24 protein-coding genes and 1 tRNA gene are annotated in these 25,647 nt (G+C 64.8%); 15 read left to right on the top strand and 10 right to left on the bottom strand.

The window, feature by feature from the left end:
• The first annotated feature begins 68 nt into the window (after positions 1-68).
• From V3330_RS19030 to V3330_RS19015, 4 genes are read left to right on the top strand one after another with little or no spacing between them, the layout of a single operon-like run.
• Positions 69-368: a DUF3144 domain-containing protein gene (locus V3330_RS19030; protein ID WP_354697048.1), complete on the top strand. Its 300-nt coding sequence runs from the start codon at positions 69-71 to the stop codon at positions 366-368.
• Position 369: 1 nt separating this feature from the next.
• Positions 370-1,413 carry a GTP 3',8-cyclase MoaA gene (gene moaA, locus V3330_RS19025; protein ID WP_354697047.1) on the top strand — a complete coding sequence of 348 codons (1,044 nt, stop codon included), beginning with the start codon at positions 370-372 and terminating at the stop codon, positions 1,411-1,413.
• Positions 1,410-1,652 (top strand): MoaD/ThiS family protein, encoded by a 243-nt coding sequence (locus V3330_RS19020; protein WP_354697046.1) that lies wholly within the window; start codon positions 1,410-1,412, stop codon positions 1,650-1,652. The genes moaA and V3330_RS19020 overlap by 4 nt, the downstream gene beginning before the upstream one ends.
• Before the next feature lie 15 nt (positions 1,653-1,667).
• On the top strand, positions 1,668-2,132 hold the full coding sequence (locus V3330_RS19015) for a molybdenum cofactor biosynthesis protein MoaE (protein WP_354697045.1): 465 nt from the start codon (positions 1,668-1,670) through the stop codon (positions 2,130-2,132).
• 22 nt (positions 2,133-2,154) lie between these two features.
• Here the strand turns inward: V3330_RS19015 and moaC are convergent, their stop codons facing one another.
• Genes moaC through uraH form a run of 7 tightly spaced genes read right to left on the bottom strand, consistent with a single transcriptional unit; the run spans position 2,155 to position 10,261 of the window.
• On the bottom strand, positions 2,155-2,751 hold the full coding sequence (gene moaC, locus V3330_RS19010) for a cyclic pyranopterin monophosphate synthase MoaC (protein WP_354697044.1): 597 nt from the start codon (positions 2,749-2,751) through the stop codon (positions 2,155-2,157).
• The gene (locus V3330_RS19005) at positions 2,748-3,992 is read right to left on the bottom strand and encodes a urate hydroxylase PuuD (RefSeq protein ID WP_354697043.1); all 1,245 of its coding nucleotides are present in this window, start codon (positions 3,990-3,992) and stop codon (positions 2,748-2,750) included. Before V3330_RS19005 ends, moaC begins: the two co-directional genes overlap by 4 nt.
• 19 nt (positions 3,993-4,011) lie before the next feature.
• The gene (locus V3330_RS19000) at positions 4,012-5,028 is read right to left on the bottom strand and encodes an adenosine deaminase (protein WP_354697042.1); all 1,017 of its coding nucleotides are present in this window, start codon (positions 5,026-5,028) and stop codon (positions 4,012-4,014) included.
• The gene (gene xdhC, locus V3330_RS18995; RefSeq protein WP_354697041.1) at positions 5,007-6,041 is read right to left on the bottom strand and encodes a xanthine dehydrogenase accessory protein XdhC; all 1,035 of its coding nucleotides are present in this window, start codon (positions 6,039-6,041) and stop codon (positions 5,007-5,009) included. The genes V3330_RS19000 and xdhC overlap by 22 nt, the downstream gene beginning before the upstream one ends.
• A gap of 31 nt (positions 6,042-6,072) precedes the next feature.
• A complete protein-coding gene (gene xdhB, locus V3330_RS18990) occupies positions 6,073-8,397 on the bottom strand; it encodes a xanthine dehydrogenase molybdopterin binding subunit (RefSeq protein ID WP_354697040.1) in 2,325 nt (774 codons plus the stop codon).
• A gap of 12 nt (positions 8,398-8,409) precedes the next feature.
• Entirely contained in the window at positions 8,410-9,909 is a 1,500-nt protein-coding gene (gene xdhA / locus V3330_RS18985) for a xanthine dehydrogenase small subunit (RefSeq protein WP_354697039.1), read from the bottom strand.
• A 1-nt stretch (position 9,910) separates the two neighbouring features.
• Positions 9,911-10,261 (bottom strand): hydroxyisourate hydrolase, encoded by a 351-nt coding sequence (uraH, locus tag V3330_RS18980; protein WP_354697038.1) that lies wholly within the window; start codon positions 10,259-10,261, stop codon positions 9,911-9,913.
• Positions 10,262-10,336: 75 nt separating this feature from the next.
• Here uraH and puuE point away from each other — a divergent pair, with 75 nt between their 5' ends.
• From puuE to V3330_RS18955, 5 genes are all read left to right on the top strand, one after another.
• Positions 10,337-11,257, top strand: a complete 921-nt coding sequence (gene puuE / locus V3330_RS18975; RefSeq protein WP_354697037.1) for an allantoinase PuuE — start codon at positions 10,337-10,339, stop codon at positions 11,255-11,257.
• Positions 11,254-11,760 carry a 2-oxo-4-hydroxy-4-carboxy-5-ureidoimidazoline decarboxylase gene (uraD, locus tag V3330_RS18970; RefSeq protein ID WP_354697036.1) on the top strand — a complete coding sequence of 169 codons (507 nt, stop codon included), beginning with the start codon at positions 11,254-11,256 and terminating at the stop codon, positions 11,758-11,760. The genes puuE and uraD overlap by 4 nt, the downstream gene beginning before the upstream one ends.
• On the top strand, positions 11,757-12,776 hold the full coding sequence (alc, locus tag V3330_RS18965) for an allantoicase (protein ID WP_354697035.1): 1,020 nt from the start codon (positions 11,757-11,759) through the stop codon (positions 12,774-12,776). The genes uraD and alc overlap by 4 nt, the downstream gene beginning before the upstream one ends.
• Before the next feature lie 5 nt (positions 12,777-12,781).
• Complete coding sequence (locus tag V3330_RS18960) at positions 12,782-13,291, top strand: ureidoglycolate lyase (RefSeq protein ID WP_354697034.1); 510 nt, start codon at positions 12,782-12,784, stop codon at positions 13,289-13,291.
• A gap of 98 nt (positions 13,292-13,389) precedes the next feature.
• On the top strand, positions 13,390-15,777 hold the full coding sequence (locus V3330_RS18955; RefSeq protein WP_354697033.1) for a CRTAC1 family protein: 2,388 nt from the start codon (positions 13,390-13,392) through the stop codon (positions 15,775-15,777).
• 25 nt (positions 15,778-15,802) lie between these two features.
• Here the strand turns inward: V3330_RS18955 and V3330_RS18950 are convergent, their stop codons facing one another.
• Positions 15,803-17,863, bottom strand: coding sequence for a TonB-dependent receptor family protein (locus tag V3330_RS18950; RefSeq protein ID WP_354697032.1), 2,061 nt, complete (start codon positions 17,861-17,863; stop codon positions 15,803-15,805).
• 202 nt (positions 17,864-18,065) lie between these two features.
• Between V3330_RS18950 and V3330_RS18945 the strand changes: the two genes are divergently transcribed.
• The 5 genes from V3330_RS18945 (at position 18,066) to V3330_RS18925 (ending at position 22,973) form a co-directional block, all read left to right on the top strand.
• Positions 18,066-18,542, top strand: coding sequence for a (2Fe-2S)-binding protein (locus V3330_RS18945; RefSeq protein ID WP_354697031.1), 477 nt, complete (start codon positions 18,066-18,068; stop codon positions 18,540-18,542).
• The gene (locus tag V3330_RS18940) at positions 18,539-20,854 is read left to right on the top strand and encodes a xanthine dehydrogenase family protein molybdopterin-binding subunit (RefSeq protein WP_354697030.1); all 2,316 of its coding nucleotides are present in this window, start codon (positions 18,539-18,541) and stop codon (positions 20,852-20,854) included. The genes V3330_RS18945 and V3330_RS18940 overlap by 4 nt, the downstream gene beginning before the upstream one ends.
• A 297-nt stretch (positions 20,855-21,151) precedes the next feature.
• Complete coding sequence (locus tag V3330_RS18935) at positions 21,152-21,880, top strand: cytochrome b/b6 domain-containing protein (protein ID WP_354697029.1); 729 nt, start codon at positions 21,152-21,154, stop codon at positions 21,878-21,880.
• A 109-nt stretch (positions 21,881-21,989) separates the two neighbouring features.
• Entirely contained in the window at positions 21,990-22,586 is a 597-nt protein-coding gene (locus V3330_RS18930) for a hypothetical protein (protein WP_354697028.1), read from the top strand.
• A 15-nt stretch (positions 22,587-22,601) separates the two neighbouring features.
• Entirely contained in the window at positions 22,602-22,973 is a 372-nt protein-coding gene (locus V3330_RS18925) for a VOC family protein (protein ID WP_354697027.1), read from the top strand.
• 661 nt (positions 22,974-23,634) lie between these two features.
• Here V3330_RS18925 and V3330_RS18920 read toward each other — a convergent pair.
• Both V3330_RS18920 and V3330_RS18915 read right to left on the bottom strand, forming a co-directional pair.
• A tRNA-Ile gene (locus V3330_RS18920) sits at positions 23,635-23,711 on the bottom strand.
• A 158-nt stretch (positions 23,712-23,869) separates the two neighbouring features.
• Entirely contained in the window at positions 23,870-23,995 is a 126-nt protein-coding gene (locus V3330_RS18915) for a hypothetical protein (protein WP_354697026.1), read from the bottom strand.
• A gap of 267 nt (positions 23,996-24,262) precedes the next feature.
• On the opposite strand from V3330_RS18915, the gene V3330_RS18910 reads away from it, so the two are divergent.
• Complete coding sequence (locus V3330_RS18910; RefSeq protein ID WP_354697025.1) at positions 24,263-24,646, top strand: hypothetical protein; 384 nt, start codon at positions 24,263-24,265, stop codon at positions 24,644-24,646.
• Positions 24,647-25,647: the final 1,001 nt, after the last annotated feature.

The raw sequence follows: 25,647 nt of genomic DNA, 5'->3' as shown, positions 1-25,647 counted from the left end.
GTTCCTCTCTCACAGAAGGAATTCCTTATAATGGACGGCTCAACCGACGCCGATCCAGGAGCACGGACGTGAGCGACGCCGAGCAACACAAGTACTGCACCAACAAGTTCATCGAGCTGGCCAACCAGCTCAAGGGCGAGAATATCGACACCACCCTGATTTCGGGTGCGCTGATGACGGCGTCCGGCATCTATTCGACCTATGTCGCCGCCGGTAACGACGGCGCGCTGGAGCCGTCGGGCGTGGAGAAGGTCGTGACCCTGTACCGCCGTACACTCGAACACCATCAAAAGGTCAAACGCAGCCAGCTCGAGGGCGCTTCGGCGGGCGAGGGTGACGGTGGGCAGTGGAGTGGCACCGAGTCCTGACATGCCCGAGCGGATTCCTCTCAAGGAAATCACCACTCAGCCAGTCACCGACCAGCTCGCGCGGCCTTTGCGCGAGCTGCGGGTCTCCGTCATCGACCGCTGCAATTTCCGTTGCACCTACTGCATGCCCCCCGACTCGCTGCAGGGGCGCGGCGTGTTCCTGCCGCTGGTAAAGCTGCTCACCGACCACGAGATCGTCGACCTGGTGCGTACCTTCACGCGACTGGGCGTGCACAAGGTGCGCATTACCGGTGGCGAACCGCTGGTACGCCCGGGCCTGCCCGCGCTGATCGAACAACTGGCCGCCATCGACGGCCTCGAAGACATGGCCCTGACCACCAACGGCGTACTGCTGCCGCGGCTGGCGACCGACCTGGCCAGGGCCGGACTGGGGCGCCTGACCATCAGCCTCGATTCACTGGACCCCGATGTCCTGCGGGAAATGAGCGGCGGCAAAGGCAAGCTCGAGGATGTCCTGGCCGGAATCGACGCCGCCGTCGCGGCCGGATTCGAGCAACTCAAAATCAACACCGTGGTTCAGCGTGGCGTGAACGACCACACCATTCTGGACCTGCTTGAACATTTCCGCGGCAGCGGCCACACGGTTCGGCTGATCGAATTCATGGACGTGGGCAATTCCAATCACTGGGAACTGGGCCAGGTCGTACCGTCCGCCGAGTGGGTGCGGCGCATTGACGAGCGCTGGCCGATCGAGCCCGTCGAGCGGGTGCGCGCCTCCGAAACGGCACGCCGCTATCGCTACCGTGACGGTCAGGGCGAAGTGGGCCTGATCAGTTCCATTTCGGAGCCATTCTGTGGCGGTTGCAGCCGCGCCCGCCTCACGGCCGATGGCATGTTCTACACCTGTCTGTTCGCCAGCAAGGGCACCAATCTGATGCCACTGCTGCGCCAGGCGGACCAGACCGGCGACCTGGGTGAGCGCATCCGCGCGGTCTGGGAAGGGCGAACCGACCGTTACAGCGAAATACGCGGGGAGAAAACCCGCGACAACGACAAAGTGGAAATGTACCGGATCGGCGGATGAAGCGACTGACAGTGAAATGGTTTGCCGCCTACCGTGATGCGACCGGCGTGACGGAGGAATCGGTGGAAACCGCCGCCGCGACCACCGCCGACCTGTTTGCGGAAATGACCGAGCGGCACCCGGCGCTGGGCGGCTACCGGCGCGCTCTGGTGGCGATCAACAACGAGATGAAGGACTGGGCCGCCGGGATCGGAGACGGCGACGAAGTCCTGTTCTTCCCCCCTGTGGCCGGCGGCTGAAGCGGAACGAATTCCATGCAGGTCCAGAACGGCGATTTCTCCATTTCCGAGCGTCCCATCGACATGGCGGCATTCCGGGCCGCCCTGCAGGATGAGCAGTGCGGCGCATTCGTATTGTTCGAGGGCTGGGTTCGCAACCACAACGACGGCCGTGAAGTCGGACGCCTGGAATACGAAGCCTACATTCCCATGGCCGAACCACTGGGGCGGGAGATCGTGGCCGAAGCACTGCAGCGGTTCGACATCAGCCGCGCCGCGGCCGTTCACCGCCAGGGTAATCTGGGCCTGGGCGAACCCGCGGTCGTGGTTGGCGTGGCCTCATCCCACCGCGACGCGGCCTTCCGCGCCTGCCGCTACATCATCGACGAGATCAAACACCGCGTGCCGATCTGGAAAAAAGAGCACTACGCCGACGGCAGCACCGAGTGGGTGGACTGCCGCCTGACACCGGGGGTCAAGGCCGAAGAAACAGCCGGTTGAAGGCTGCGCGGCGAGCGGCCGCTCAGGGACCCGAGTAACCCATGGTGTCCTGCCCGGTGAATTCGGCCAGACACCCGCGCGCCGCGTCGTCCATGCCGTCCGGGTGAGTCCAGTCGCCGTGCTTGCCGCCGGATTTGTAGAGCAGTTTCACGTCGGAAATTCGCAGGGCCGGCTCCACCGGCTTGACCAGATCCCAGATCGTCAGCAACGCAAGGTTCAAACCCGTCAGGGCTTCCATCTCGACCCCGGTGCGCTCGGCGATTTCCGCCAGGCACCAGGCGGCAACGGCGTTCTCGTCCGGGAGCGGCTCGAAACGCACCGCCACCCGGTTGAGCCCGATGGGATGGCACAGCGGTATCAGCTCCGGCGTCTTCTTCGCGGCCAGGATGCCCGCGATCTCGGCCATCGCCAGCGGGTCGCCCTTGGGCAGGGAGCCCTCGAGCAGACGCCGCATCGCATCAGCGCCCACCTCGATGCGCCCGCCCGCCATCGCCACCCGGCGGCTGACCGCCTTGACGGACACGTCGGCCATGGACCAGTGGCCCGAGCTGCTCCGCTCCGATCCCGCCGCACCGGCGCCTGAAGTCTCCTTGCCCGCGCCTGCCTGCCTCTCCGTCATCTCGTTGTCTCCTGTTTCGATTCTTCAGTGCGGGCCGCGTACCAGCGGTCCAGCGTCATGCGTTCATCTTCGGTCATGCCGGTCACATTGCCCGGCGGCATGGTGCGGGCGCTCACCGCCACCTGGTGGATCCGATCGGCCAGGCGCTCCAGGTCCGCCGCACCGCCCAGCACGATGCCCAGCGGCGCTGCCGCGATGCCCGGAAAGGCCGGTTGCCCGGCGTGACAGGCGCCGCAGCGCGCCGCGACCATCGGCGCCAGGTCCGCGGTGGACGGGGCCGGTCCGGCTCCCGCCGAGGCCACGCCGCCGCGCGGCAGGGTGAGCAGGGCGGTCAGCGCCAGCAACACCAGGGAGGCCGCCAGAGTCAGGCGGCCGCGGCCGGGCTCGTGGCGTACATTGAAGTAATGGCGGATGCCGACCCCGGCCACGCCCAGCAGCATCAGGATCGCCACCGCCTTCGGATTCCCGTAAGTGGCCGGATAGTGATTGCTGATCATGATGAACAGCACCGGCAGGGTCAAATAGTTGTTGTGCCGCGAGCGCTGCAGCGCTTCGAGGCCCGGCGCCGGGTCCGGCGGCCGCTGTTCGCGCAGCGCCGCGACCAGTTCCTTCTGCGCCGGAATGATGACGAAAAAGACATTCGCCACCATGACCGTGCCGATGGCGGCGCCCACATGAATATAGGCCGCGCGACCGCTCAGGAATTCACCCAACAACCATGCCAGCGCGCTGAACCAGGCGAATACCGCCAGCGCCGTCGCCCGCGGATTCCGGGCGGCGAAGCCCTTGCACAACACGTGGTAGAACACCCACGAGGCGAGCAGCGAGCCGATGCCCAGGCCGATCGCCGCCAGCGGGCCCGGCGAGGACTCTCCCGCGCCCACCAGGTAGATGGCGGCGTTCCAGTAATAGACCACGCACAGCAGTGCGAAGCCGGTGATCCAGGTGAAGTAGGCCTCGAACTTGAACCAGTGCAAAGTTTCCGGCAGGCGCTCCGGCGCCACCCGGTATTTCTGCAGGTAGTAGAACCCGCCACCGTGAACCGCCCACAGGTCGCCGCCGATGGGGTCAGGGCTTTGGGCACCGGCGCCCCCGGCGGCTTCGGCGGTCGCCGCGTCGCGGCGCTGCAAATGATTTTCCAGCCAGTTGAAATAAAACGAAGCGCCAATCCATGCCACGCCGGTGATGAAATGCGCCCAGCGCAGCAGCAGTGAGAGCCAGTCGTGCAGCCAGGCTTCCATCGGGGCGCGTTCAGCCGGCCTACTGGTAGGCCGTGGCGTGTTCGTCCACCGCGGCCAGGTGCACGGCGCGCTCGACCTCGGGCAGGAAGGAAGCTTCGAAGCTGTTGCGCACCAGGGTCAGAATCTCTTCACGCCCGAGGTCGACCGCCTCGACCAGCGCATTGAAATTATCGTTCACATAACCCCCGAAATAGGCCGGGTCGTCCGAATTCACAGTCACATGCAAGCCCAGTTCCAGCATGCGGCGAATCGGGTGCTCGGCCATGTCCTTCACCACAGCCAGGCGCAGGTTGGATTGCGGACAGACCGTCAACGGCATGTTCATCTTCACCAACGCCTCGACCAGGGCGGGATCTTCGAGGGAACGGTTGCCGTGATCGATGCGATCGACGCGGAGACCCTCGACCGCTTCGCGGACATACTCCGGCGGCCCCTCTTCGCCGGCATGCGCGACCCGCTTCAACCCCCGGTCGCCCGCCTGGTCGAACACGCGCTGGAATTTGGATGGCGGGTGACCCACTTCCGAGGAATCCAGTCCCACGCCGATAATGCGGTCGAGGAAGGGTTCGGCTTCGTCGAGTGTACGCAGCGCGTCCTCCTCGTCGAGATGACGCAGGAAACACAGAATCATGCGGCTGGTGATGCCCAGCTCGGCCTCGCCGCGCAGCAGGGCCGACCAGATGCCCTCGAACACCGTCGCAAAGGCCACGCCCCGGCTGGTATGGCCCTGGGGATCGAAAAAGATTTCGGTGTGCACCACATTGTCGTGGCGGCAGCGCTGCAGGTAGGCCCAGGTCAGGTCGTGGAAATCCTGCTCGGTCTGCAGTACCGACATGCCGCGGTAGTAAAGGTCGAGAAAATCCTGCAGGCAATCGAACGAATAAGCGGCCCGTACCGCCTCCACGTCGGCATAGGGCAGATCCACGCCGTTGCGTTGCGCCAGCTCGAACATCATTTCCGGCTCGAGACTGCCCTCGATGTGCATGTGCAATTCGGCCTTGGGCAGATCGGCAATCAGTTGTCGGCGGGTATCCACGGTTTCTCCATCATCAGTTGGGCGGCGACGCTCAGGGCAATGTTAGCAGGCTGTTTTCCGTCGAGACCATCGAGCCCGATCGGACAGACCAGGCGTTCCAGCCGGTCGGCCGGAATGCCCGCGCGGCCAAGCCGGTGCACGAAGCGTTTGCGCTTGGCGTCGCTGCCAATCAGCCCCAGCCAGGAAAAGTCCCCGCGCCGCAGTACCGCCTCGCAGATGTCCTGGTCCAGCGGGTGACTGTGGCTCATAACGATGAACAGGGTCCCGGCCGGTGCGGTGCCCACTTCGCCGGCCGGATCGTCAGTGCTGCGCAACGCGATATTGGGCGCGGACTCTGCGGGAAACATACCGGGCCGGCCGTCGATCCAGGACACTTCGAACGGCAAGCGTTCCAGCAGCCGCGCGACCTCCGCGCCGACGTGGCCGGCGCCGAACAGATACAGCGGCCATCGGCCTGGCGCGAGGCGCTCCAGCCACCAGGTTCGCCCCTCGTACTCGACCGTCGGCAGCGGCTCGGCACCCTCGCCGGGCGGTGCCGACATGACGTCGCGCGCGGTCTCTCGCACCGGGGGCGGAACCGGCGGGTGGCCGGGACCCCGAAACGGCACGACGCTGCGCCGCGGCGGATCGCCTTCCAGTTCCTGGGCCAGCACCATCGGCTCGCCCTCGCGGCGGGCTCGGGCGATGTCACGGACCCACTGCGGGCACTCGCCGGACAACACTTCGTACAACAGGGTCACGGCGCCGCCACAACACTGCTGCATGGCCGGCCCCAGACCGTAGGGTTCGGCGACCTGCCGCGGCCCGGTGGCCTCGGCCAGCAACGCTCGCGCCCGGGCGGTGGCGGTGTACTCCAGGTTGCCGCCTCCGATGCTGCCCAGGGTTTCGTCCGCGGTGACGATCATGCGGCATCCCGACTCCCGTGGCGCCGAACCGGCGAGACGATTGAGCGTGACCAGCACGGCCGGACTGTGCCGCAACGTGTCTTCGAGCTGGGTCGGCCAGTCGCTCATCGGTAGAACCACCCCGTCCTGCCGGACACGGTCAGGCTCCCGACCGCAGGCGCTCGGCGCACAGCAATACGCGCTCCGGCGTGGCCGGGGCATCCAGCGGCGCCAACACGCCTTCCGGCGCCAGGCTGGTCAGGGCGTGCCGAATGGCGCTGTGCACCGAGATGGCCAGCATCAGCGGCGGCTCGCCGACGGCCTTGGAACGATGGATGGTCGGCTCACGGTTGTCGCCGCGCTCCCAGATGCGCACGTGGAAGGCATCGGGCACGTCGCTGGCAACGGGAATTTTGTACGTGGAAGGAGCGTGGGTGCGCAATACCCCCTGCTCGTCCCACCACAACTCCTCGGTGGTGAGCCAGCCCATGCCCTGGACGAAACCGCCTTCGATCTGGCCCAGGTCCACGGCCGGATTCAGTGAGCGGCCGACGTCGTGCAGAATGTCGACGCGACGCAATCGATACTCGCCGGTGAGGGTGTCGATTTCCACCTCGGAGACGGCCGCGCCATAAGCGAAGTACAGAAACGGCCGGCCGCGGGCGGTTTCGCGGTCATAGTGGATTTTCGGCGTGCGGTAAAAACCGGTGGCCGACAGGGAAACGCGCGCCAGATAGGCCTGCAGAACCACGTCGGCGAAATCGCGGCGCTGCGCGCCAACCCATACACCATCCGAATCGAAGCGCACCGAATCCTCGGCCACGCCGTGTTCAGCGCCAATGTGCGCGGCGATCCGCCGCTTGATCTTGCTGCAGGCGTCGAGCGCGGCCATCGCATTCATGTCGGAACCCGACGAGGCGGCCGTGGCCGAGGTGTTGGGCACCTTGTCGGTCCGGGTGGCGGAAATCCGCACCTGTTCCAGCGGCACGCCGAATTCATCCGCCACGACCTGGGCGACCTTGATGAACAGGCCCTGGCCCATCTCCGTGCCGCCGTGGTTCAGGTGAATGCTGCCGTCCTTGTATACGTGCACGAGCGCGCCGGCCTGGTTCAGAAAGGCGGTGGTGAATGAAATGCCGAACTTCACCGGAGTCAGCGCCAGCCCGCGGCGGATCACGCCACCGGCCCGGTTGAACGATTCGACCTCCCCACGCCGGGCCGGATAGTCCGCGGCCTCCGCCAGTTCGTCCATCAATTCGGGCAGCACGTTGTCTTCGACCGTCATGAAGTACGGCGTCAGAATGCGGCCGTCACCGCCGTAGAGATTGACCCGGCGAACGGCCAGCGGATCCAGGTTCCTGTGCGCCGCGATCGCCTCGATGACCTGTTCGATGCCGAGCATGCCCTGCGGACCGCCGAAGCCGCGAAACGCGGTGTTGGAAACGGTGTTGGTGCGGCAACGGTACGACCGGATACGAACGGCCGGCAGGTAATAACCGTTGTCGCTGTGAAACATCGCCCGATCGCTGATGGCCCCGGACAGGTCGGCCGACATGCCGCAGCGAGCCGCCAGTTCAAAATCAATGCCGAGGATGCGGCCATCGTCGTCGAAACCGACCCGCCACCGTGTGCGGAAATCGTGGCGCTTGCCGGTGGAGATCATGTCGTCGTCACGATCCAGCCGGATTTTGGCCGGCCGGCCGGTGCGGTCCGCCACCAATGCGGCCAGCAGCGCCCACTGGGCGGCCTGGGTCTCCTTGCCGCCGAAAGCGCCGCCCATGCGGCGGACTTCCACCGTCACGGCGTTATCGGCCCGGCCCAGCGACTGGGCGATCAGGTGCTGCAGTTCCGAGGGATGCTGGCTGGAGGAGTGAACCAGAAGATCACCGTCTTCTTGCGGCATGGCCAGCGCGGCCTGTCCTTCCAGGTAGAAATGGTCCTGGCCGCCCATGTGCAGCACGCCGTCGAGGCGGTGCGGCGCCGACTCGATGGCGGCGTCCGGATCGCCGCGCTTCATTTCGTGGGTTTCATCGACGAACGACTCGCGCTCCAGCGCGGTCTCGATATCCAGCACCGCCGGCAACGGCTCGATATCGATTTCCGCCAGGCGGGCCGCGCGACGCGCCGCGTCCCGGCTTTCGGCCGCCACCGCGAACAGAGGCTGGCCGGCGAAGTGGACTTCGCCACTGGCGAGGATTTCCTCGTCGCCGCGATGCAAGGGGCTGATGTCGTTAGCGCCGGGGATATCGGCGGCGGTCAAAACCGCGACCACGCCCGGCGCCTGACGCACCCGATCGAGGCCCAGCTTGCCAATACGCCCGTGGGCGCAGGGACTGGTCCCGAAATACACGTGCAGCAGGCCTTCGGGTTCCAGCATATCGTCCACGTAAACCGCCTGGCCGGTCACGTGCTTGACGGCGCTGTCGTGCGGCAGCGGCCGATGGACGGCCGGCTCGGCGGGCGATTGTCGCACTTCCTTATCCATGTACCACCCGCCTCAGGCTCCGACCACCAGGCGCTGGGGCGCACCCGAAGCCGATTCCAGCCAGAACCGGCGCAACAGGTTCCGCGCCGCCAGCATGCGGTAGCTGCTGCTGGCCCGCCAATCGCTCAGCGGCTCGAAGTCATCCGCCATCGCTTCACGGGCGTGCTCGATCGCATCCTCGGACCAGACCTGGCCGAGCAACGCCTGTTCCGCCGCGCGCGCCCGCCGGGGCACCCCGGCCATGCCGCCATAAGCGATGCGGGCGTCGGCCACGCGTTCGCCGTCCAGCCGTACATGGAAGGCACCGCACAACGCTGAAATATCCTGGACGAAGCGTTTGGAAATCTTGTAGACCGAGTAGTACTGGTCCGGACGTGGTAACGGCAGGCGAACCCGGGCCACACACTCGCCCGGCCGCAGGTCCTGCCGGCCATACTCGATGAAGAAATCCTCGAGATCGATCTCGCGGGTTTCGATCCCACCCTCCGCCCCGGCCCGCGCCAGCACCAGGCGCGCCCCCAGCGCGATCAGGGCCGGGGGCATGTCGCCGATCGGCGAACCGTTGGCGATGTTGCCGCCGATGGTCCCGGCATTGCGCACCTGCTCGGCCCCCAGCCGCAGCAGCATTTCACGCATGCCGGGGTAATGCGCCGACAGCAGGTCCAGCGCATCGCTGTAGCGAACCGCCGCACCGATTTCCAGCGGGCCGTCGGGCGCGGTCAACTCGACCCGCCGGAGTTCTTCGACTTCGCCGACGTAGAGAAGGGTTTCGAAACGCTGAAGCTGCTTGGTCACCCACAGCCCGACATCGGTGGCGCCGGCCACCATCCGCGCGTCCGGACATTCACGCAGCCATTCGAGCAATGCCGCCAGTGAACGGGGGGCGGCCCAGGTAACGCCGTCGTGGGTAAACCGGGCGTCATCACCACGCTCCAGAGCCGCGAGACGTTGCGCGGTACGCCCGGCCTGCTGTTCAAAGCGGTCCGGTCCGGCCGCGTCCACGCTCCGGCGCGCGGCCCGCACGATGGGTGCATAGCCGGTGCAACGGCACAGGTTTCCGGCCAGAACCCGGTCGATTACAGACCGGTTCACCGGCCGATCCGGCTCATTGCGATGGCGGTGATGCAGGGTGAACAAACTCATCACGAAACCCGGCGTGCAGAAACCGCACTGGGCGCCGTGCGTGTCGACCATGGCCTGCTGGACCGGGTGCAGAGCGGCACCGGGACGCGGGGCCTCGGCCAGGTCTTCGACCGTGAGCAATTGCTTGCCGTCCAGCGCCGCCAGCGGCAGGATGCAGGCATTGAAGGCCCGGTAGCGAACCGTTTCGCCCCGACGTTCCCCCACCGCCACCGTGCACGCGCCGCAATCGCCTTCGGCGCATCCTTCCTTGGTGCCGCGCCGGTCCGCGCGGCCGCGCAACCATTCCAGCACGGTGGTATGCGGGTCGAAGCCGCCCGGCTCGCACAACTCGTCACCAAGCAGAAAACGAATGGGCACGGCGGTTGGCATGTCAGCTACCTCGATAGGTCGTGTAGCCGAATCGCGACAACAGCAGCGGTACGTGATAATGCCGGGCCGGGTCGTCGACCCCGAAACGAATCACGACCTCGCCCAGGAACGGTGACTCGCCCGGCGCGTGACCCTGCGCCTCGAAGTAGTCAGCCGCCTGAAACACGAGATCGTAGGTGCCGGCCTCGAACGCCTCACCTTCCAGCAGGGGTTGCGGGCAGCGACCGTCGTCGTTCGTGGTGCCGCCGGCCAGGTGGCGCGGCTCGGGACCCGAACGGTAGAGATCGTAGCGAATGCCACGTCCCGGCGTTCCGGTCGACGTGTCCAGCACGTGCGTGGTCAGCGCACCCATGTGAGCGACCGGGTCATTGCGGCGTGCGGCATACCTAAAGTATGTTTGATCGTCATTCCGGAATTATACAACTCCATGAACCAGGCATATCCCAGGGACCTCGCCGGCTACGGCCCCAACCCACCACAGGCCGACTGGCCCGGTGGCGCCCGCATCGCCGTGCAACTGGTGCTGAACTACGAGGAGGGCGGCGAGAACTGCGTGCTGCACGGTGATGCCGCGTCGGAATCGTTCCTGTCGGAAATTATCGGCGCGGACGCGCGCGACGGCGTGCGTCACATGAGCATGGAGTCGATCTATGAATACGGCAGCCGGGTGGGTGTGTGGCGCCTGATGCGTCTGTTCGACACGCACCAGGTGCCGGTTACCGTATTCGCGGTGGGCATGGCCGCTGAGCGCAATCCCGAGCCGATCCGGGCCCTGCACGGCGCGGGACACGAAATCTGCAGCCACGGATACCGCTGGATCGACTACCAGCACGTTGACCCCGATGTCGAACGCGACCACCTGCGGCGGGCCATCACCGCGATCGAAGCCATTACCGGCGAACGACCGCTGGGCTGGTACACCGGCCGCACCGGGCCCAACACCCGGCGACTGGTGGTCGAAGAAGGCGGTTTCCTTTACGACGCCGACGATTACAACGACGACCTGCCCTGGTGGGATACCCGTTACGGCCGGCCGCACCTGGTCATTCCCTACACTCTGGATGCCAATGACATGCGCTTCGCCAGCGCCCAGGGGTTCAATTGTGGTGATCAGTTCTATTCGTATTTGAAAGATACGTTCGACGTGCTGTACGCCGAAGGCCAGCGGACGCCGCGGATGATGTCGGTGGGATTGCACTGCCGGCTGGCCGGGCGGCCCGGCCGCTTCGCCGCACTCGAACGTTTTATCCGTTATGTCCGATCCTATGACGATGTCTGGTGGTGCCGGCGCATCGACATCGCGCGGCACTGGCACGAGCACCATCCGCCGGAGGCAAACGCCCCATGAACTTGCAGCCCAGCGAAATGACGCACGAGGAATTTCTGGAAATGTTCGGGCCGGTGTTCGAACACTCGCCCTGGATCGCCGAGCGGGTCTGGGAGCACGGCGTGGAATTTCGCCACGATACGATTGCGGGCATGCACCAGGCCCTGTGCAACGAGATCCGCCGTGCCGGGCGGGACGAGCAACTCGAGTTGTTGCGTGCGCACCCGGAACTCGCCGTGCAGGTTGGCGCCGGGGAACTGACCGGCCACTCCCGGCGCGAGCAGCGAGGCGCCGGTCTCGACCGCTGCACCGAGTCCGAGTACGCGGAATTCCAACGGCTGAACCAGGCCTACCGCGAGAAGTTCGGCTTTCCGTTCATTGTCGCGGTCAAGGGCTATCAGCGGGGCCAGATTCTGGAAGTGTTCCGCACCCGCCTGGCGCATGTAGAGGAAGAGGAATTCCAGGCCGCGCTGCACCAGGTGATGCGCATCGGCCTGTTCCGGCTGCAGGAGATTTTCGAATGAACAGCCTGCCTTCGGGTGCCGGCGCCAGCGCCCGGCCGGAGTTCGCCGACCGCTACGTCGATCTCGCCCAGCCGCGCCTCGGCGCGGCCGTCATCGCCGTCACGGATGATTTCTTCGCGGCGGCCGAGCGCCTGATCAACCCCGAACCACCGATTTTCGTTCCCGGCAAATACGACGACCACGGCAAATGGATGGACGGCTGGGAAAGTCGCCGGAAACGCACGCCGGGACACGATCATTGCGTGTTGCGTATCTGCCCGGGCACGATTCGGGGCGTGGATATCGATACATCCCACTTCACCGGCAACTATCCGCCCGAGGCATCCCTCGACGCCTGCCGCGTCATCGGGGATCCGGATGACGGGACCGAGTGGCAGGAACTGCTGCCGCGTACCCACCTGGCCGGCGATTCGCACCACTTCATCGCCATCGACGACGAGCGTATCTGGACCCATCTGCGCCTGAACATCTATCCCGACGGGGGCGTCGCACGCCTGCGGGTGTACGGCACCGCGCACCGCGACTGGGGCGAAATCCCCGAGGGCGAAACCGTCGACCTCGCCGCCATGCGCAACGGCGGACGGGCACTGGCCTGCAACGACATGCACTTCGGCCACATGTCGAACCTGATTGCGCCCGGCCATCCGGTCAATATGGGCGACGGCTGGGAAACCCGGCGCCGGCGCACACCCGGCAACGACTGGGTCATCCTCAGGCTCGCCAGGCCGGGCACCATCCGCCGGGTGCAGGTCGATACTGCCTACTTCAAGGGCAATTATCCGGCGCGGTGCGCGCTGCACGGCGCCCTGTTGCCGGACCGGGCGGACGCCGACGTGACGGCCGAAGGCGATTACTGGCAGCCCATTCTTCCCGAAGTTCCGCTGGGACCGGACCATATGCACGAGTTTGAAGACGAAGTCTTGGACGCCGGCCGGGTCAGCCATGTACGCCTGGACATTTTTCCGGACGGCGGAGTCGGCCGGCTTCGCCTGTTTGGCGACTGGCGGGAACTCTGAACTCCATGCCGGACGCACTGCGGCTACGCCCACTGACACCCGAGGCATTCGCCCCGTTCGGCGACGTTATCGCCGCGGCCGGACAGGCCGAAATCATTAATTCGGGCATGACCCGGAAATTCGCCGACCAGGCCCGCATCGACGTGGAATGCGAAGGCGGACGTCCGGCGGTCCACATCTACCGCAGCGCGCCGACTGCCCTGCCGCTCACCGTGACGATGCTGGAACGCCACCCGCTGGGCAGCCAGGCCTTCATGCCGCTGCAGGACCGGCCCTGGATCGTCATCGTCGCACCCCCGACGGACATCCCCGACCGCGGCGCCATATGCGCCTTCCTGGCTCACGGCCTGCAAGGCGTCAACCTGGCCCGGGGGGTGTGGCACCACCCCCAGGTGAGCCTGGAGGAAGCGGCCGACTACCTGGTGATCGACCGGGCGGGCCCCGGGGAGAATTGCGATATTCATTCCATCGAGCGGCCGCTGATCATCCGCAGCCTGGAAACCGAACGACCCTGACCGGGACCTCAATGCGCCTGGAAAGACCGCCCGTCTTTGCCCGCGGAGCAAAAGACGGTAATACTACGGTTTCATTCCGGTCAGTGGCGTTGACTGCGATGGCGACAGGAATCGGGTTCCGTGCCCCGAAAATCAGATTACTCCCCGCCCGCGGCCATGCGGCGGCTCTTGTCCTCTGCCTGCATGCCACCGTTCCGGACTCCCTGCGGGCGGGCGAATGGGCTTTCACCGAAATCAGCGGGCCCGCGGGTGCCGCGGTTCAGCACACGCTTTCCAACACCGAAGACCCCGGCGTGAAAATGATGGCCGGCGGCGTCGCGGCGGGCGATTTTGACCGCGACGGCGACACCGATCTGTATGTCGTCACCGGCGATGCCCACCCCAATGCCCTGCTGCGCAACAACGGCGACGGCAGTTTCTCCGACATCGCCGCGGCAGCCGGTGTCACCCTGCCCGGGCACGTCAGCAGTGGCCCCGCTTTCGCCGACCTCGACGCCGACGGCTGGCCCGACCTGGTGGTGGGCGGCGTGGCGGGCTCCGGTTATCGCGTGTTCCGCAACCGCGGCGACGGCGGCTTCGAGGATGTGACCGGGAGTGCAGGCATCACCGGGGACGACTCCGTTCAGAACGATTATTCCAGCGCGTTCGGCGACCCGGACGGCGACGGCGACCTCGACCTGTTCGTCACCCACTGGGGCGCCAACGTGCCCACCAATCACTTGTGGTTCAATCGCGGGGACGGCCGCTTCGCGGCGGGAGACGACTGGGCCGGCATCGATGCCTTCGGGGAAGCCGACTGGAGTTTCGCGCCGGTGTTCACCGACATTGACGGCGACGGCGTTCAGGACCTGCTGGTGACCGCCGACTATGGCACGAGCCAGGTGTTCATGTGCGCCGGCGGCGGCCGCTTCGAAAACACCACGACCGAAGTCATCGACGACGAGAACGGCATGGGCTCGGCCGCCGCGGACTTCGACAACGACGGCGACATCGACTGGTTTGTGACCAGCGTGTGGGATCCGGCCGAACCGCATACCTGGGGCAGCACGGGCAACCGGCTGTATCTCAACGACGGCAGCGGCACGTTCGAAAACGTGACCACCGAAGCCGGCGTCGAAATCGGGCACTGGGGCTGGGGCGCCTGCGCGGCGGACTTCGACAACGACGGCTGGCTGGACATCGTCCACGTCAACGGTTTTCCTTCCTACGGCGATCACCAGACCGATTTTCGTGACGACCCTTCACTGCTTTACATGAACCAGGGCGATGGCACGTTCATCGACCGCGCTGAAGAACTGGGTTTCACCGACACCGGCCAGGGCCGCGGCGTGGTGTGTTTCGATTACGACGCCGACGGCGACGTCGACATCTTCACGGCCAACTGGGAAGGCCCGGCCCGGCTGTACCGCAATGATCTGGACGACAACCCCGGCTGGCTGCAGGTGAATCTGACCGGCGAGGCAGACAACCCGGACGCGATCGGGGCGGTCATCCGGGTCACCACCGGCGATTTGACCCAGATGCGCGAAGTCACCGTGGGCAGCAATTACGAATCGCAGAATCCACTGACCCAGCATTTCGGCCTCGGGGGCGCCGCCAGCGTCGACGAGGTGCGGGTGACGTGGCCACACGGCGGCGAAACGGTACTGACAGGTATCACCGCCAACCAGCGTCTGACCGTGGACGCCGCCAGCGCACAGCCGCCGCCGTTCGCACTGCAGCCGGGAATGTCGGCGGCCTGGTACGACCCGTCGCGCAGCGGCGAAGGCTTCATGCTGGAACTGCTGGCCGGCGGCCGCGCCGTCGTGTACTGGTTCACCTACGACGATGCGGGCGAACAGGACTGGTACATCGCGATCGGCTCCGTCACCGGCCGCCGCATCCTGTTTCCCGAATTGCTGCGGGTATCCGGCGGCGAGTTCGGCCCGGGCTTCGACCCGGACCGGATCGATACGACGGTCGTCGGGTCGGCCGCCTTCACCTGGACCGGCTGCGACGAGGGCGCGATGGACTGGTTCATCGGCGACGACCAGGGCCGCATGCGGCTACAGCGCCTGTCGCGGGTGATGGGCGCGAACTGCGGCTCGCCCGGCACCGATCCGGTATCGGCGGCCGCCGGTCTGAGTGGGTCCTGGTACGACCCCGCTCACACCGGCGAAGGCTACGTACTCGAGGTGCTGGCCGACGGCCGCACGCTGGTCTACTGGTTCAGCTTTGACCCGCAGGGTGCGCGACGCTGGTTTTTCGGGGTCGGAGGGGTCGAAAACGGCAGCCTGGTGTTCGAAGAGCTGCTGACCACCCGCGGCGCCAGGTTCGGGGAAGCTTTCAACCCCGATGACGTCGAGGCTCCGCCCTGGGGCTCGCTGCAGCTCACACTGGACTGCGATGGCGGCAGCGCCAACTGGCAAAGCACCGAAGCCGGCTTCGGACCCGGCACCTTCGATCTGAAACGCTTGTCCAGCCTGGACGGCATCGACTGCCCGTGAACGGCGGCGGGACTGCCGTTCAGGCTCAGAAGGCGGTCCGGATCTCCAGCCCGCCGTACACGTTGCGCTCCGGCGCCGGCTCCCAGTAGCGCCCGAACGACGCATTCAGCCGGACATTGCCGTTGTACTTCTCGTCACCCACGTTGCTGATGCCGACGAAGGGCTCGAGCTGCCAGCGCTCGCCCGACCAGCGCCAGCCGGCCCGGACATTGGCCACCGTATAACGGTCGTTTTCGACCGTGTTGGCGTTGTCGGCGAAGAATCGCCCGGCCAGCAACACGTCGGCGCCGGCGAAAAATCCGCTGGCGTGGCGCCAGTCCAGTTCGGCGTGAAACAGGTGTTCGGGTACGCCGGGGATCCGGTTGCCGTCGTATACCGTGCCGTCGGCGGCGCTGAATTCGTCGAAGGTGAAATCCGACCATGTGTAGGTGGCACTGGCCGTCAAACCCGGCAGCAGTTCGGCCTGCAACGAGGCTTCCACGCCATCGTGCGACGACGACCCGGCATTGCGGAAAAATGACTGCCCGGAGCCGGCCAGTTCGAATGGCACCAGTTCGTCCTCGACGTCGATGCGGAACGCCGCCAGTTCGTACCGCACCCGGTCGGCCAGCACGCCGCGCAGGCCGAGTTCATGGCTGGTGGCCTGCTGCGGCCCCAGGTCGCGATTGAAGCCGGTCGCGCCCTCCGGATTGGCCAGCTCGGTAATGGCGGGTGCATCGAATCCGGTCGAAACGTTGGCGTATACACTCACTGCCGGTCCGGGCGACCAGACCAGTCCGGCCATCGGGCTGAATTCACCATACGACGTAGTGCCGGACCCCCCCTGCCCGGTGCGATCACGCACCCGGTACTCGAGATCATCGAAGCGCGCACCCAGCGAGAGGGTCCAGGCCGGTGTGACATCGTAGGCATTCTCGATGAACACGCCGCGCGCGATCACGTCCTCGTCCTGCTTCGTGGTCAGCGCCCCGATCACGCCTTCGTTGTTGGCGAATCGCCGCCGCAGGTCCAATTGCTCGTCGTACTCGAAGCCGATGACCAGGCGATTGGCGCGGCCGCCGCCGAGGTCACTTTCCAGCGACCAGTGACCGCCGACGCCGCGCACGTCGCGATCGAGATCCACGCTGCCGCCCTGGCCGTTGCTGTTGATGTCGAACGGCAGCTTGTTGCTGAAATCACGCCGGATGACGTAGGCCCGCAGCACCAGCCCCTGGTTGGCGCCGAGGTCCGATTCCCAGGTCACGCCCAGTTTCTGCTGCTCCAACGCCTCGCCGGCGTCGAACAGCACGTTTCGCGGTGCTGCCTGGCGGCGATCGGCGCCCACCTCACCGCTGTTGAGTGCGCCCGGGTCCTGCGCCTGCGGCGAATCAACGGCGTTGAACACAACCGTCAGAGCCGACCGCTCGGATACCGCGTAGCGCAGGCGGCTGTTGAACAGCGTGCGCTCGTATTCCGAGAAATCACGATAACCGTCCAGTTCGGTGCGCACCAGGCTGGCGATGCCGTTGAACGCCCCCGCCTGGCCGCCAGCCTCGGCACGCGCCTCGCGAAAGCCATAGGCGCCAGCATTCAGACGCGCGGATGCAAAGGCTTCTTCCGGCCCCGGCTCGCTGTACAGCAGAATGGCGCCACCGCCGGCTGCACCGTACATGGCCGACACGGGACCGCGGATGACCTCGATGCGTTCGACCGAACCGAGATCGATGGAATCCACGTTGCCCTGCCCGTCGGGCATGGTCAGCGGAATACCGTCGGCGAACAGTCGCAGCCCGCGGATGCCGAAATTGGCTCGCGCGCCGAAGCCACGAATGGAAATGCGCAGGTCCTGGGCGAAGTTGTAGCGATTCTGGAAGAACAGCCCCGGCACGCGGGTCAGGGCTTCATCCAGACCAAGCTGCTGACGGGCGGCCTGTACCGCTGCCCCGTCAACCCGGCTCAAGGCCAGCGGCGCCCTTGACCACGACACCGGGATGCGCGTGGCGGTGACGGTGATTTCCTCCAGCGTGACATCCCCCGACGCGCCTGCGGATGCGGCCAGCAGCACAGCCATGAGCAGCGCGCGAATCGACATCGCACGCGCGGGCACGGATTCCGCACGGTTCCGAATTGTGCGGCCCCCCGATACGGCCCATCCTTCAACATACGACACGAATACCTCCTGCGGGCGCGGCTACTGACTCAACTGCAAGTTATCTGCGAAAAAGAGGCACTATACTGTTAACACCATGCGCTTATCGAGCCGATTCCCCGTTCGGCTCGACCAATAAACAGGAGACAGGGCCGAAACGATGACTTCATTCACGCTAAACGGCAAACCGGTGACCTCGCAGGCGGAGGCCGACACTCCGCTGCTGTGGGTCATCCGCGACGAATTCAAACTCAAGGGCACCAAGTTCGGCTGCGGTATCGCGCAGTGCGGCGCGTGCACCGTGCACGTGGACGGCGCGCCGCTGCGCTCCTGTTCGGCACCGGTCAGCAGTGTCGCCGGACAATCCATCACCACCATCGAGGGCCTGGACCCGGAAGGCCGCCATCCGTTGCAGATCGCCTGGGTCGAAGCGCAGGTGCCACAATGCGGTTATTGCCAGTCCGGGCAGATCATGCAGGCCGCCGACCTGCTGCGGCGCAAACCCGATGCCAGCGACGACGAGATCGTGCAGCACATGACCGGCAATCTGTGCCGTTGCATGTCGTACACGCGGATCATGAAAGCGGTGCGGCTTGCCGCAGACCACCTCAACAACGGCGCCGGAGGTGCGGCATGAACCCGAAAAAATCACAGACACTCCCCGCGAAAGAATCCCGCGCCGAAGCCGACGGATGGGCGCTGACCCGGCGTTCCTTCATGGTGGGCAGCCTGGCCGGCGGCCTGGTCATGGGCTTTGGCGGCCTGACCGCCGCCCGCTCGGCCCGCGCCGAACTGGCCGCGCACAACTTCTCGCCGGTGGTGTGGTTCGAGATGGAACCGGATGGCACCACGTGGGTCAACATCGCCAAGGCGGAAATGGGACAGCACGTGGGCACCGCACTGGCGCGCATCGTCGCCGACGAACTGGGCGTGGCCTGGAAGCACGTGCGCATCCGCCATGTCGATTCCGACCCGAAGTGGGGCTACATGGTGACCGGCGGCTCGTGGTCGGTGTTCACCTCCTTCGCCATGCTGTCGCGGGCCGGAGCGGCCGGACGCACGGTGTTGCTGGAACAGGGCGCGAAGCTGCTCGGCGCCGCGCCCGGCAACTGCACCGTGGCCGACAGCGAGGTGCGCTGCGGCGATCAGTCCATCTCCTACAGCGACATCATCGCCCGCGGCGATACGGACCGCGTGTTCACGGCCGAGGAACTCGAGGCTTTGCCCATCAAACCGGCCAGCGAACGACGTTTGATCGGCACCCGGGCCATGGCCCTGGACATTCCGGCCAAGACCGACGGCAGCGCCCGTTACGGCATCGATGTGGAACTGGACGGCATGGTCTACGCCCGCCCGGTCCTGCCTCCGACCCGCTACGGCAGCAGCGTGGTGGCCGTGGACGAGAGCGCCGCCAAAGACGTCCGCGGCTACCAGGGCCACCACGTCATCACCGATCCCAGCAGTACGCTGCAGGGCTGGGTCATGGCGCTGGCCGACAGCCAGTGGGGCGCAATCAAGGCCGCCGATGCCTTGAACGTCGAATGGAATGCCGGTCCCACGGCCGGCGTCAGTGAACAGGACCTGTTGGCCGAGGGCGAACGCCTGGCCAGCCAGTCCGGTTCGGGCACCCTGTTCGTCAACGAGGGTGACGTAGACTCCGCCCGGTCCGGGGCGGCCCACACCGTGGAGGCCACCTACCGCACCAGTTCGGTGCTGCACTTCCATCTCGAACCCGTGAACGCCACCGTGGAGGAACGCGACGGCGTCTGGCACGTACACACCGGCAACCAGTGGCAATCGCTGATCATTCCGCTGCTCGCGCAGGCGCTGGAAGTCGAAGACAGCCAGGTCGTCATGCACCAGTACTACCTCGGCGGCGGGTTCGGCCGGCGGCTCTTCGGCGACTACGCTTTACCGGCCGCGTTGACGGCCAAAGCGCTGGGCCGGCCGGTCAAGGCCGTGTTCACCCGCGAAGACGATGCCCGTTTCGACTGCATCCGCTCGCCATCGGTGTGCCGGCTGAGCGCCTCGCTGGACAGCGACAACCGCCTGACCGGGATTGAACACGCCATCGCGGCGGGCTGGCCGACCCTGAGCATGGCGCCCGGCTTCATGGGCGAGGGTGTCGACGGCAAGGGCCAGTTCGACCCGTTCTCGGCCAATGGTGCAGACCACTGGTACACCGTGCCCAATCACCGCGTTCGCGCCATCAACAACGACCTGGCGCAACGCACCTTCCTGCCCGGCTGGCTGCGGTCGGTGGGACCCGGCTGGATCAATTTCGGCGTTGAGAGTTTCATGGACGAAGTGGCGCACGCCACCGGCCGCGATCCCATCGACTTCCGCCTGGATCTGCTGGACGCAACCGGCCGGAATGCCGGCAGCGCGCCCAACAGCGTGGGCGGCGCCAGCCGCCTGGCCAACGTGCTTCGGCGGGTGCGCGAGAAATCCGGCTGGGGCGGTGAACTCGCAGCCGACGAAGGCCTGGGGGTCGCCACCGGTTACGGCCAGGAACGCAACATGCCCACCTGGATCGGCTGTGTGGCACGGGTCCGGGTCGACCGCGAGAGCGGTGTGGTGAAGGTCAGCGACATTTACCTCGACTTCGACTGCGGCACCGTGGTTCATCCCGACGGCGCGTTGGCGCAGGCCGAAGGCTCGGCACTGTGGGGTCTGAGCATGGCCCTGCACGAGGGCACCGCCATTGAGAAAGGCCAGGTCGCGGCACGCAACCTGGACCGCTACTCGCCCCTGCGACTGGCCGACGTGCCGCGTCTGCATATCGATTTCGTGGACAGCACGGAATTCCCGGTGGGCCTGGGCGAGCCCGCGGTCTCGGTGGTCGGCCCCGCCGTCGCCAACGCCATTTTCGCCGCGGTGGGGGTGCGCATGCGTGACCTGCCGATCCGGCCCGATGCGATCAAGGCGGCGCTTCTGGCCACCGCGTGAACCCGATGCATTCGACCCGGCAGGCCGCCGGTTCAGAGCCAGGGATCATGAAGACGAGTCCAAAGCCGGGCCGCCACAGCATGCTGGGCCGGCTCAACTGAAACTGTATGCGGGGGGGTCATGACTCCTTCGGTGGCTTTGGGGATTGATTGAATCTGGCCCCATGGCCAGCCCCGGCGAGCGCCAGACTCATGTACCCTCCGCGCCTTGATTCAGGACAATGCCGTGGATTCCCGGCTTTGATAAGTTGCGAAAAACCGGGGAGCGTTTCTTCCCGGAGTCAGAAGAGATGTGTCCATGACTGAAGTGAAATTGGTGACCGTTTGGGACCGGACGGTCCGCGTGTTCCACTGGGTGAACTTTCTTTGCGTACTCGGGCTGATCGTGGTTGGAACGGTCATTCTCAACGCCGGAACGCTGGGTATTCCCAACGACGGCAAGATTCTGCTGAAATCCGTGCACGTTCTGATCGGCTATGTCTTTGCCCTCAACCTGCTGTGGCGCCTCGTCTGGGCCTTCGTGGGCGGCCGCCATGCACGGTGGCGAGCCATTCTGCCGGGCGGCCGCGGTTACGTCGGCGAGCTGCGTGGCTATCTCTCCAGGCTCGGCTCCGGGCGGCAGGGGCAGTATCTCGGCCACAATCCACTGGGACGGATCGCGATCTTCTTGTTGCTGCTGTTACTGCTCAATCAGGCCGTTACCGGGCTGGTGCTGGCCGGCACGGACCTGTTCTATCCGCCACTGGGCTCGTGGATCGCCGGCTGGATCGCGGCTGCGGGCGTGGACCCGGCGACGCTTGTTCCCTATGCGCCGGAAATGTATGAAGAGACCGCCTACCAGGCCATGCGCGCATTTCGCAAACCGTTCATCACCGCACACTACTACGGTTTCTACACGCTGCTGGTTCTCATCACCCTGCACATCCTGGCCGTGGTCGTGACCGAGGTGCGCGAAGATGGCGGTTTGGTGAGCGCGATGTTCACCGGCAAAAAAGCCATCAGCGCCCCCCCAGCCGATCGGGACTGATCCTTGTAGTACGAAGGCCGGACGCCACCGCTCCGCCATTCGGCTTAGAATGGATGTCCGTGCAGCGGCAAAACGCCGCCACGGACCATTCCGGCGAAGGGAGTCGACCATGCCGAAGACAGATAGCCACGGCGCAGTACGTCCCGCGGGGATCGGCCTGCTGGTATTCACCGTACTCATTCTGGGCGCACTGTTCTGGATTCTGCGCCCCGAGGATCATCCCCTGGCGCTGGCCCGCGATGTGCCGCTGTGCGAATTGCTGGGCGCGGACACCTGGACGGCGCTCACCGATCAGGGCAATGCCGTCGTGGTCCGCACCCTGGGCGATGGGCGTTCGATTTGCGAACTCTCGCAGGAGCGCTCCTCGGCGATATCCGGCAATCCCCCCCCGCTCGCCCGGGTCATGCTCACCACCGAAGCAGACGTCCGCTACCGCGACGTCGGCAATTCACTGGGCCAGTTCATGAATACCTTCGTCGCTGAAATGCGCGCCAGCGACTGGACACCCATCGAAGTGGAAGGACCCTGGCGGCGCACCTACGGCTTTACCGGACGTTCCGGAGAAACCGCCCTGCTGGTCGAGGACGAAGGCGTTTTCCTGCTCTTCTCCTCACCCCAGTTCCCGGTGGAAAAACTCCAGGCATTCGCTCTGCGCGTGACCGAACGCCTGCGCCAGGCATCACCCCGGGTCACCGACGACCACTGAACCGGAGGACACCCCATGCAACTTGGAAATTTCTCAATCAGCCTCAGCGTCAAGAGCCTCGAGGCTTCCAGGGCTTTCTACGTCAAACTGGGCTTCGCGCCAATCGGCGGTGACGAATCACAGAACTGGCTCATCCTGCGCAACGGCGACTGCATCATCGGACTGTTCGAAGGCCTGTTCGAAAAGAACATCCTGACCTTCAACCCGGGCTGGAACAGCGAATGCCAGACCCTGGAGGAATTCACCGACGTGCGCGAACTGCAAAAGCAACTCCGGGCTGACGGCATCGCCTTCGCCCAGGAGGCCGACGAGAACTCAACCGGCCCGGCCAGCTTCGTCCTCGAAGACCCGGACGGCAACCCCATCCTGGTCGACCAGCACGTTTGATCTCCGCCCGCGAAGCAGGCTTACGGCGCACTACCCGAAGGAAGGGCGCTCGAAACTGCCCCCCGATACCGCTTACCCCCCGGTGCGACATCCAAGCAGGACCGGCAACCGGGAACTCCGGGCCTGTCACAAAACCTGTCAAAACAGACAGTTCCCCTGCGGGCAGGGCAGTATTAGAGTTAATCGTGTCAAAAGGATTGGTTACCCGGTCGCACCAGCACCGTAACGAATTCGACGGACCGGAAAAATCGGCCACACATGAGTTTTACCCTCGTTCGCCAACTTGAACGGCGAACACCCCGGCAGGGGGCGCATCCAGCGCCCTCTGCTTCTTCAACCCACGGGAATCGTCCCAAATTCGCGCCCCTCACCCTCGCCCACCCACGGCACCACGGCGACAATACGGCCAGAATGCACTCAGATCGGGTCTTGAAACGACGGTAAGGACGAAGCGGTTTACGCTGCGCCAAAAGCGCTGCGCAATAACCCGCCCTCGACCCCAACGAGCCAAAAACGGTTACACCCTGCCCACGATCACCCACGGGACCACGACAACAAACCCGCCAGAATGCACTCTGATCGGGTCTTGGAACGACGGTAAGGACGAGGCGGTTTACACTTCGCCTGACAGGCGAAGTGTATGAAGCCTCGTCCGATAGAATGGTGGGCCCTGCAGGACTCGAACCTGCGACCAAGCGATTATGAGTCGCCTGCTCTAACCAACTGAGCTAAGGGCCCGTATCGAGGAATGTAAAGGCGCATTCTACCGGATCGGGCGGGCAGTTCGACACCTAAATGTACTCACCACGTGCCGGTTGGATCGACTGCGCGAATGAAGCACTGCCCCCTCGCAAAACCGATCGGACAAATCACCCATCTCGTCCGGCGTGGCCCACTTATGAGCACTTTGCATCGCGCAGCCAGGCATCGGTTTCCTCGAGCCTGTCCGCGCAATGCTCCCGCCGGGCTTCGAGCCCACTGGCCCGCGCCATATCGAAGGCGATAACGAAGAAAACTGGCATATGGATACCGAGCAGTGGAAGAATGCGTACTAGCGCGTATTATTTCAGCCCATCACCCACTTTCGTTGGTTTTGCTGGGAGAATTCCGGAACATCCGACACTCATGATGTGACAGTGATTGGCGGCGAGCTCGACATGCGATATCAAATGGCGATGAGAATAAGTACATGGACCAGCAGGATTCACCTCAGCAGCTTGTTCCGCATAAACTCTGATTCCCGGTAATATCGAGAATTATTCTCCATAAATGTAGTTAGGTTTACAGTCGTGACTGGTACCGCCGAAAATAAATCAAGCCTTCCAGAGCCGGAGCGCACGCGACACCGCCTCGAAATCTTCAATCAGCTTTTTCGTGGGCTGCTCATTGTCGGAGGTGGTGGCATCGTCGCATTGTTCGCGTTTTTGCAGGCTGTTTCCTCCAAGCCGAGTCTCGTCAAAGTTGTCTTGGTCGGTATTTTGTTGCTCGCTGCAAGCATGGTTGCAGCACTTCTGTTCATGAAATATCGCTATGAAACTTCCGAGCATGATCAATTTCGCACAGGCAAAGCGCACAGTTATAAAAAGAAGGAGCGTTTTTGCCTCAACGCATCCATAGCGCTCATCGGAGTTGCCATTGTTGAGCTCGTTGTGGGAGTTTGGTGCCTGCTATGACGCGTTTGAAACCTAACAAATCATTAAAGGCGGACGCCGTAAACGGCGCCGCTTAATTCAAACGTTATTTGGGCGGCGCCAAACAGAATCAGAGTGGGCAATGCCAACTCAGCGGGGAGCAGATAACAAACGATGAAGTTTCCGCGGAAACGTCGTCAGCTCGTTACCGCTGAAACGTCCGCTGAGAGGAATTGCCGCAATCGATCACTAAGAAGTATCAGGGGTACGGTTTTGCGGTGTCGGCCGGTGTGCCCTTTCGGGGCCCGAACCGGCTTCAATGCAGGAGCCAGAATGAGCGCCAGAGCCAGGTATTCTTCCGCGCCAAATAACAAATCGTTCAAGTGCGCTCCGCCCTTCGGGCTCCGCCGGACGCAGCTACGCTGCGCCGCTTAACTCAAACGTTATTTGTACTGCGCCAACCAGAATGAAAATGGGCAATGCCAGCGTGTTGTTTGGCCCGGAGACAGGCGCAGAAGTTTCCGCGGAAAAGTGGCCCAAGCGTTCCCGCGGGAATTTTCGCTGAGAGAATGTGCGAGATTCGATCACTAAGGGGTATCAGAGCCAAATTTCTACGGTGGCGGTCGAGGCGCCATGGCCAGGACGGAGCCAGCTTTAATCCAGGAGCCCAGATGAAACCCAGTTCCAGGTGTTTTTCCGCGCCAAATAACAAATCGTTCAAGTGCGCTCCGCCCTTCGGGCTCCGCCGGACGCAGCTACGCTGCGCCGCTTAACTCAAACGTTATTTGTACTGCGCCAACCAGAATGAAAATGGGCAATGCCAGCGTGTTGTTTGGCCCGGAGACAGGCGCAGAAGTTTCCGCGGAAACGTGGCCCAAGCGTTCCCGCGGGAATTTTCGCTGAGAGAATGTGCGAGATTCGATCACTAAGGGGTATCAGAGCCAAATTTCTACGGTGGCGGTCGAGGCGCCATGGCCAGAACGGAGCCAGCTTTAATCCAGGAGCCCAGATGAAACCCAGTTCCAGGTGTTTTTCCGCGCCAA

It is taken from the genome of Elongatibacter sediminis (genome assembly GCF_037892215.1).
GTDB lineage: Bacteria > Pseudomonadota > Gammaproteobacteria > Xanthomonadales > SZUA-36 > Elongatibacter > Elongatibacter sediminis.
Note: the sequence above shows the minus strand (reverse complement) of the source record. Positions and strands in the feature narration are given on the sequence as shown.